Raw genomic sequence first — 8,407 nt, 5'->3', positions numbered from 1 at the left:
GCGCAGGAACGCGCACACGAGCAAGCGGCTGCCAAGCCTACACGGACGTACTTGCGGCGTCCCCGCACTCCGACACCGCCCCGCCAACCCACGCATAGCCCGCTTTTGACGTTGACGTTGATTCTGCAGGTGCAGGGCTGCAAGCCCTGCCGCCCCACCTAGAACGGCGTCGCGGACTCGAACGCGAGTGCTTCGCCTGTCACCGGATGGGTGAACCGCAGGCTGCGCGCATGCAGATGCACCCGCTGCGCCGGCGCAGCGTCATACAGCACATCGCCAACGATGGGATGGCCAAGGCTGGCCATGTGCAGCCGCAACTGATGGCTGCGACCGGTGATCGGCTCCAGCTCCACGCGCGTGCGCTGCGCTCCGGCATCACGGGCCAGCACGCGCCAGCGCGTCAGCGCCGGCTTGCCGCGTTCGTGATCGACCATCTGCTTCGGCCGGTTCGGCCAGTCCACGATCAACGGCAGGTCCACTTCGCCGGCCTCGCCTTCGAGCAGCCCCTGCACCACCGCTTCATACCGCTTGCCGACCTGGCGCTGCTCGAACTGCCTCGACAACGCCGCCTGCATGTCCTTGCCGCGCGCATGCAGCAGCAGGCCGGAGGTCACCTGGTCCAGCCGGTGCACGGTCATTGCATCCGGGTATACCGCCTGCAGCCGTGCGACCACGCAGTCCTGGTTCTCGGCGCTGCGGCCTGGCACGGACAGCAGGCCGGCCGGCTTCTCGGCCACCAGCAGCGCGTCATCGAAGTAGTGCAGGTGGATCATGGGGTTCCGTATCCGTCCAAACAAAAACGGGGAAGCCGAAGCTTCCCCGTCTTCTACGTACCGACCGGAGCCGGTACCGCCTGCATCAGCCCAGCAGGTGGGCGACGCCGGCGCGCTCTTCTTCCAGCTCGGCCAGGGTCTTGTCGATGTACTTCTGGCTGAAGTCGTCGATCGGCAGATCCTTCACCAGGGTGTACTTGCCGTTTTCGGTGGTCACCGCGAAGCCGAAGATCACGCCTTCCGGAATGCCGTAGGAGCCATCGGACGGCACGCCCATGGTGACCCACTTGCCGTTGCTGCCCAGCACCCAGTCACGCACGTGGTCGATGGCAGCGTTGGCGGCCGAAGCAGCCGAGGACGAGCCGCGGGCTTCGATGATCGCCGCGCCGCGCTTGCCGACGGTCGGGATGAAGGTGTTGGCGTTCCACTCCTGGTCGTTGATCGCATCGGCGATCGACGCACCATCGGCGGTGGCGAAACGGTAGTCCGGGTACATGGTCGGGCTGTGGTTGCCCCACACCACCAGCTTCTCCATGCCACCGACCGGCTTGCCGAGCTTGGTCGACAGCTGGCTCAGCGCGCGGTTGTGGTCCAGGCGCAGCATGGCGGTGAAGTTCTCCGGCTTCAGGTCCGGGGCCGACTTCATGGCGATGTAGGCATTGGTGTTGGCCGGGTTGCCGACCACCAGCACCTTCACGTCACGGCTGGCCACCTTGTTCAGCGCCGCGCCCTGGGCGGTGAAGATCTTGGCGTTTTCCAGCAGCAGGTCCTTGCGCTCCATGCCCGGGCCGCGCGGACGCGCGCCGACCAGCAGGGCGATGTCGGCGTCCTTGAACGCGACTTCGGCGTCGTCGGTGCCGACCATGCCGGCCAGCAGCGGGAACGCGCAGTCTTCCAGTTCCATCATCACGCCCTTCAGGGCGGCCTGGGCCTTGTCGACCGGCAGTTCCAGCAGCTGCAGGATGACCGGCTGGTCCTTGCCCAGCATCTCGCCGGAGGCGATGCGGAACAGCAGGGCATAACCGATCTGGCCGGCGGCGCCGGTCACGGCAACACGAACGGGTGCTTTCATGGGGGTTTCCTCTTGCTTGCAAGCGTTTGATGGGACGCCGCGGGCGTGGCCACGCAGGCCTGGCGGGCGGCGGGGAACAGGGAAACGGCCACCCGAGGGTGGCCGTTTCGAAGGGGGATCAGGCGGCGAGGTGCTTGTTCCACTCCGCCACGCGCTCGGCCTGGGCGGCCAGCACGGCGTCGACGTCGCCTTCCAGGGTGATCGAATGGATCACGTCGCCCTGCTTGACCGAATCGACGATGGCCTGGCCTTCCAGGACCTTGCCGAACACGGTGTGGCGGCCGTCCAGCCAATCGGTCTTGATGTGGGTGATGAAGAACTGGCTGCCGTTGGTATTCGGGCCGGCGTTGGCCATCGACAGCGAGCCGACCTCGTGCTTCACGCCGTTCTTCTCGTCTTCGAACTTGTAGCCCGGGCCGCCGGTGCCACGACCCTGCGGGCAGCCGCCCTGGATCATGAAGTCGGCGATCACGCGGTGGAAGATCAGGCCGTCATAGAAACCGTGCTTGACCAGGTTCACGAAGTTGGCGACGGTCAGCGGCGCCTTGTCGGCGAACAGCTCGACCTTGATCGGGCCCTGGGTGGTGTCGAAAGTGGCGATGAGGGACATGAAGATCCTTGATGCAGAGGGGAACGCGTCTAGCCACCTAGTTTACACCGCGCCCCGTGACCAACGGGCGCCTGTTCGACCAACGCGTCGCCACGCGCCCGCGATCCCCCCGCACCGCTACGGAACGCTTTGCTGAATGCGCAAGGGGCAGCCGTTAGTACCGGCGTTGGGCCGACAACCGGGCAAAACCTGCCGGAGATCATCGGGTTACCAACCCCGGCAGGCCCCTGAATGGGTCCCATGACCGGTGTGAAATCCACCTTTTCGCGAATCGTCAAGTTCGACGTATAATGTTGGACTTCTTTTTCCAAATCCGGCGCCGACTGGCCCCCTTTCGTATGTCCATCGAAAATCTTCGCAACATCGCCATCGTCGCCCACGTCGACCATGGCAAGACCACCCTGGTCGACCAGCTGCTGAAGCAGTCCGGCACCCTGTCCGAGCGCACCGTCCTCGCCGAGCGCGTGATGGACAGCAACGACCAGGAAAAGGAACGCGGCATCACCATCCTGGCCAAGAACACCGCCATCACCTGGGAAGACAAGAAGACCGGCATCAAGAACCGGATCAACATCGTCGACACCCCCGGCCACGCCGACTTCGGCGGTGAGGTCGAGCGCGTGCTGTCGATGGTCGACACCGTGCTGATCCTGGTCGACGCGATGGACGGCCCGATGCCGCAGACCCGCTTCGTGACCCAGAAGGCCTTTGCGATGGGCTTCAAGCCGATCGTCGTGGTCAACAAGGTCGACCGCCCGGGCTCGCGTCCGGAGTGGGTGATCGACCAGGTCTTCGACCTGTTCGACAAGCTCGGCGCCACCAATGAGCAGCTGGACTTCCCGATCGTCTACGCCTCGGCCCTGAACGGCTATGCCGGCCTGGAAGACACCGTGCGCGACGGCGACATGACCCCGCTGTACGAAGCCATCATGCAGCACGCGCCGAAGCCGGAAGTCGATCCGGAAGGCGCCTTCCAGATGCGCATCAGCCAGCTGGACTACAACAACTTCGTGGGCGTGATCGGCATCGGCCGCATCCAGCGCGGCACCCTGAAGAAGAACATGCAGGTCGCGGTGATCGACCGCGAAGGCAAGAAGCGCAACGGCAAGGTCGCGCAGGTGCTGGGCTTCCTGGGCCTGGAGCGCATCGAGCAGGACACCGCCGAAGCCGGTGACATCGTCGCCATCTCCGGTATTCCGGAGCTGACCATCTCCGACACCCTGTGCCACCCGGACACCCCGGAAGCGCTGCCGGCACTGACCGTCGACGAGCCGACCATCTCGATGACCTTCCAGGTCAACAACTCGCCGTTCGCCGGCAACAAGGACCTGTCCGGTGGCAAGTTCCTGACCAGCCGCCAGATCAAGGACCGCCTGGACCGTGAAAAGGTCCACAACGTGGCCCTGAAGGTCGAACAGCTGGAAGACGCCGACAAGTTCCTGGTCTCCGGCCGTGGTGAACTGCACCTGTCGGTGCTGATCGAGAACATGCGTCGCGAAGGCTACGAGCTGGCCGTGTCGCGCCCGGAAGTGATCATCAAGGAAATCGACGGCCAGATGATGGAGCCGATCGAGCAGCTGGTGGTGGACATCGAAGAAATCCACCAGGGCGGCGTGATGGAAAAGCTGGGCACCCGCAAGGGCCAGCTGAAGAACATGGAGCCGGACGGCAAGGGCCGCGTGCGCCTGGAATACTCGATCCCGGCCCGTGGCCTGATCGGTTTCCAGAACGAGTTCAAGACCCTCACCCAGGGTTCGGGCCTGCTGTTCCACGTGTTCGACCATTACGGTCCGAAGGAACAGGGCGCCATTGCCAAGCGCATCAACGGCGTGATGATCGCCAATGCGCCGGGCACCACGCCGGCCTACTCGCTGGGCCCGCTGCAGGAACGCGGCAAGCTGTTCGCTGCTGAAGGCGACAACGTGTATGAAGGTCAGCTGGTCGGCATCCACTCCAAGGACAACGACCTGACCGTCAACGCGATCAAGACCAAGCCGCTGACCAACATGCGCGCTTCGGGCAAGGACGATGCGATCCAGCTGACCCCGGCGATCAAGTACTCGCTGGAGCAGGCCCTGGACTTCATCGAAGACGACGAGCTGGTCGAGATCACCCCGAAGGAGATCCGCCTGCGCAAGAAGTTCCTGACCGAAAGCGACCGCAAGAAGGCTTCGCGCGGCGGCTGAGCCAGCACCCCGTGAACCAGAGCGGCTACAACCCGGATCCACACCGGCATCCGGGCCTCCACGTCATCGCCCTGCTCGAAGCGAGCAAGGCGATGCTGGCGCTGTTGGCCGCCACCGGGCTGGAAGTGCTCGGGCCGCAGCCGCTGCGGCACGGCATCATGGTCCTGATCCGGCGTTTCAGCCTGGATCCGGACCATGGCACCCTGCCCTCGCTGCTGCACATGATCAGCCCCGACGCGGTGCACCTGGCCGCGGCGGGGATGATCGGCTACGGCCTGCTGCACCTGGTCGAAGCCTGGGGATTGTGGCGGGCCAAGGCTTGGGCCTCCTGGCTGGGCTGCCTGACCGCCTCCCTGTACCTGCCCTTCGACATCTTCGCGATCATCCGCCACCCGGGCTGGCCGTCGTGGACGATCCTGGCGATCAACCTGATCGTGGTCTACGTCCTCGCCCGCGACCTGCGCAAGCGCCATCGCTGAGCAGCGGCTACACTGGGGATTGGAGCCGACCAAGCCGCCCCATGCGCCCGTCCTTGCCGCCTCTGCTGACCTGCCTGCTCGCCGCGCTGCCTGCGCTGCTTTCGGCTGGCTGCAGCCCGGCCACGCCCAGCGCGCATGCGGCCGAACCTGCGAGCCGCAACGTGCCGTTCCCGTACGCCGAAACCGATGTCGCCGATCTGCAGGCGCGGATGACCGCCGGTGAGCTGGACAGCACCACCCTGACCCAGGCCTACCTGCAGCGCATTGCGGCCCTGGACCGTACCGGGCCGCGCCTGCGCGCGGTGATCGAGCTCAACCCGGATGCCCTGAAGGAAGCCGCAGCGCGCGACCGCGAGCGTCGCGATGGCCGCCTGCGCGGGCCCCTGCATGGCATTCCACTGCTGCTGAAGGACAACATCAACGCTGCGCCGATGGCGACCAGTGCCGGCTCGCTGGCCCTGCAGGGCTTCCGCCCGGACGACGCCTACCTGGTGCGCCGGCTGCGCGACGCCGGAGCGGTGGTGCTGGGCAAGACCAATCTCAGCGAGTGGGCCAACTTCCGCGGCAACGACTCGATCTCGGGCTGGAGCGCGCGCGGTGGCCAGACCCGTAATCCCTATCGGCTCAGCCACTCGCCCTGCGGCTCCAGCAGCGGCAGTGCGGTGGCCGTGGCCGCCAACCTGGCCAGCGTGGCCATCGGCACCGAGACCGACGGCAGCATCGTCTGCCCGGCGGCGATCAACGGTGTGGTCGGCCTGAAGCCGACCGTCGGACTGGTCAGCCGCGATGGCATCATCCCGATCTCGTTCAGCCAGGACACCGCCGGGCCGATGGCACGCAGTGTCGCCGATGCGGCGGCCGTGCTGACCGCGATCGCCGGCCGCGACGACGCCGACCCGGCCACCGCGACCATGCCGGGCCGCGCGGTCTATGACTACACCGCGCGGCTGGACCCGCAGGGCCTGCGCGGCAAGCGCATCGGCCTGCTGCAGACGCCCCTGCTGAAATACCGCGGCATGCCGCCGCTGATCGACCAGGCGGCGACCGAGCTGCGTCGCGCCGGTGCCGTCGTGGTGCCGGTGGAGCTGCCCAACCAGGGCGCCTGGGCCGAGGCCGAACGCCTGGTGCTGCTGTACGAATTCAAGGCAGGGCTGGAGCGCTACTTCAGCACTCACGGCGCGCCGCTGCGCAGCCTTGCCGAACTGATCGCCTTCAACCAGGCGCATGCCAGCCAGGAACTGGGCCTGTTCGGCCAGGAGCTGCTGGTGGAAGCCGACGCTACCGCCGGGCTGGCCGACCCTGCCTATATCCGTGCACGCAGCGAAGCGCGCCGGCTGGCCGGCCCGGAGGGCATCGATGCTGCCCTCGCCGCCCAGCAACTCGATGCCCTGGTAGCACCGACCACCGGCGTAGCCTGGCCAATCCGCAGTGAGGGGGACGACTTCCCCGGCGAGAGCTACAGTGCTGCGGCCGTGGCCGGCTATCCCAGCCTCAGCGTACCGATGGGCCAGATCGATGGCCTGCCGGTCGGCCTGCTGTTCATGGGCACCGCCTGGAGCGAGCCCAAGCTGATCGAGATGGCCTACGCCTACGAACAGCGCACCCGCGCGCGGCGGCCACCACACTTCGATACCGACGCGCTGATCGACGCCGGCGAGCCGTGATCCGGTGGTGCCGGCCGCTGGCCGGCAACCCATCATCCCGCAGATGCCGGCCAGCGCCCGGCACTACCGGTCCAGGGATTCCACCGGCACGATCGCCGCCTCGCCATCCTCCGCGCCCGGCGATCGCACATCCGCAGTCCGCGTACGCGGTCCCCGTGGCATGTCCAGCTCATCATCGTGCTGTACACGTGCGCGTACCTGCGGCAGCGACTGCGGGTGTTCGCGGGCGAGGAAATCGAGCATGCGTTCGCGCACCAGGCAGCGCAGGTCGAAGGCATCACCGGAGCTGCGCGCACTGACCAGCAGCCGCACCTGGATCGCACGCTCGCTGGTCTCGGTCACCTGGGTCACGCAGACACGGCCATCCCACAGCACTTCACCGCGGCAGATGCGCTCCAGCTCGGCGCGGATCGCAGCGATCGGCGCCCGGTAGTCCAGCCACAGGAAAGCCGTGCCAAGCAGGTCGGCACTGCGCCGTGTCCAGTTCTGGAACGGGTTCTCGATGAACCAGGTCAGCGGCACCACCATCCGCCGCTCATCCCAGATGCGCACCACCACATAGCTGCTGCCGATCTCCTCGATGCGGCCCCATTCGCCTTCAACGATCACCACGTCGTCCAGCCGGATCGGCTGGGTCACGGCGATCTGCAGGCCGGCGATCAGGTTGCCGAACACCGGCTTGGCCGCGATACCTGCCACCAGGCCGATCAGGCCGGCCGACGCCAGCAGCGCCGAACCGATCTTCGCCACCATGTCGAACTGCAGCAGCACCAGCGAGGCGCCGAGGACGATGATGCCGCCCATGATCACCCGGCTGAGCACACGGGTCTGGGTCTGGATGCGGCGCGCTTCCAGGTTGTCGGCTACGTCGATGGGATTGCTGCGCAGGATGGCGCGCTCGATGGCACTGACACCGCGCACCAGCAGCCAGATGAAACACGCCACCAGGCTGATATGCAGCACCCGTTGCAGATTGCCCAGCAGCGGATCCTGCAATGGCGTCGCCTGCAGCGCGGGAATCAGCAGCAGCAGCGGCAATGCCGTGGCCAATGGCAGGCCGAGCACACGGCCGATGCGCGCACGGCGCCGATCGCGCCCTTTCAGCCGGTGATAGATCCACAGGATCACCCAGGCACCGATGCCGCCGATCACCAGCGCCAGTCCCAACGGCCACGCATACGCCTGCATGTGCTGCCAATGCACGCTTGCCACCTCCACTCGAACACGCGAATGGACAGGGTCGCGCATGGCGCATGAGCGTGTTGTATGCAGGGTTGGCACCCTGCACCCGCAAACGTCAACGTCAACGTCAAAGGCGGGTTTCCTGAGGGATGGCGGGGTGGATCCAATTTTGAATATCGATATCTGACAGAAAAATCGTGTCGACCAAGGTCGACACCTACCAACAGCCGGCGTTGCCAGTAGATCCACGCCATGCGTGGATGAATTCATTCGATATCTGACAGATGTGCCGACCAACGGTCGGCACCCACCAACAGCCGCGTGAACCTGTCGAAGGCGGGGCACTGTGGGTGTGCGGGGTGTGTGATCTGGCCCCCCGTCAGCGGACGCCAAGAAGCGATACTTTGATCGCACTTGGAGGTCCCTTATGTCCCGTATCAC

The 8,407-nt window shown here is 66.2% G+C and carries 7 protein-coding genes; 3 read left to right on the top strand and 4 right to left on the bottom strand.

Going from position 1 to position 8,407, the window contains the following annotated elements:
- Positions 1-158 precede the first annotated feature (158 nt).
- From O0J73_RS20235 to O0J73_RS20225, 3 genes are all read right to left on the bottom strand, one after another.
- Positions 159-773 carry an RluA family pseudouridine synthase gene (locus O0J73_RS20235; RefSeq protein ID WP_308309486.1) on the bottom strand — a complete coding sequence of 205 codons (615 nt, stop codon included), beginning with the start codon at positions 771-773 and terminating at the stop codon, positions 159-161.
- 85 nt (positions 774-858) lie between these two features.
- The gene (locus O0J73_RS20230) at positions 859-1,845 is read right to left on the bottom strand and encodes a malate dehydrogenase (protein ID WP_004153634.1); all 987 of its coding nucleotides are present in this window, start codon (positions 1,843-1,845) and stop codon (positions 859-861) included.
- A 118-nt stretch (positions 1,846-1,963) separates the two neighbouring features.
- Positions 1,964-2,455: a peptidylprolyl isomerase gene (locus O0J73_RS20225; RefSeq protein WP_004153629.1), complete on the bottom strand. Its 492-nt coding sequence runs from the start codon at positions 2,453-2,455 to the stop codon at positions 1,964-1,966.
- 338 nt (positions 2,456-2,793) lie between these two features.
- Here O0J73_RS20225 and typA point away from each other — a divergent pair, with 338 nt between their 5' ends.
- The 3 genes from typA to O0J73_RS20210 are packed head-to-tail and all read left to right on the top strand — an operon-like array spanning position 2,794 to position 6,784.
- Positions 2,794-4,641 (top strand): translational GTPase TypA, encoded by a 1,848-nt coding sequence (gene typA / locus O0J73_RS20220; protein ID WP_049456418.1) that lies wholly within the window; start codon positions 2,794-2,796, stop codon positions 4,639-4,641.
- A gap of 11 nt (positions 4,642-4,652) precedes the next feature.
- Positions 4,653-5,120, top strand: coding sequence for a DUF2127 domain-containing protein (locus tag O0J73_RS20215; RefSeq protein ID WP_005415426.1), 468 nt, complete (start codon positions 4,653-4,655; stop codon positions 5,118-5,120).
- Positions 5,121-5,161: 41 nt separating this feature from the next.
- Entirely contained in the window at positions 5,162-6,784 is a 1,623-nt protein-coding gene (locus O0J73_RS20210) for an amidase (protein ID WP_308309485.1), read from the top strand.
- A gap of 63 nt (positions 6,785-6,847) precedes the next feature.
- Here O0J73_RS20210 and O0J73_RS20205 read toward each other — a convergent pair whose 3' ends face one another.
- Positions 6,848-8,032, bottom strand: coding sequence for a mechanosensitive ion channel family protein (locus O0J73_RS20205; protein WP_308309484.1), 1,185 nt, complete (start codon positions 8,030-8,032; stop codon positions 6,848-6,850).
- Between the last annotated feature and the right edge of the window lie 375 nt (positions 8,033-8,407).

It is taken from the genome of Stenotrophomonas sp. Sm6012, from assembly GCF_030985895.1.
In the GTDB taxonomy this organism is placed as follows: Bacteria; Pseudomonadota; Gammaproteobacteria; order Xanthomonadales; family Xanthomonadaceae; genus Stenotrophomonas; species Stenotrophomonas forensis.
This window is presented reverse-complemented; position numbering and strand designations above follow the sequence as displayed.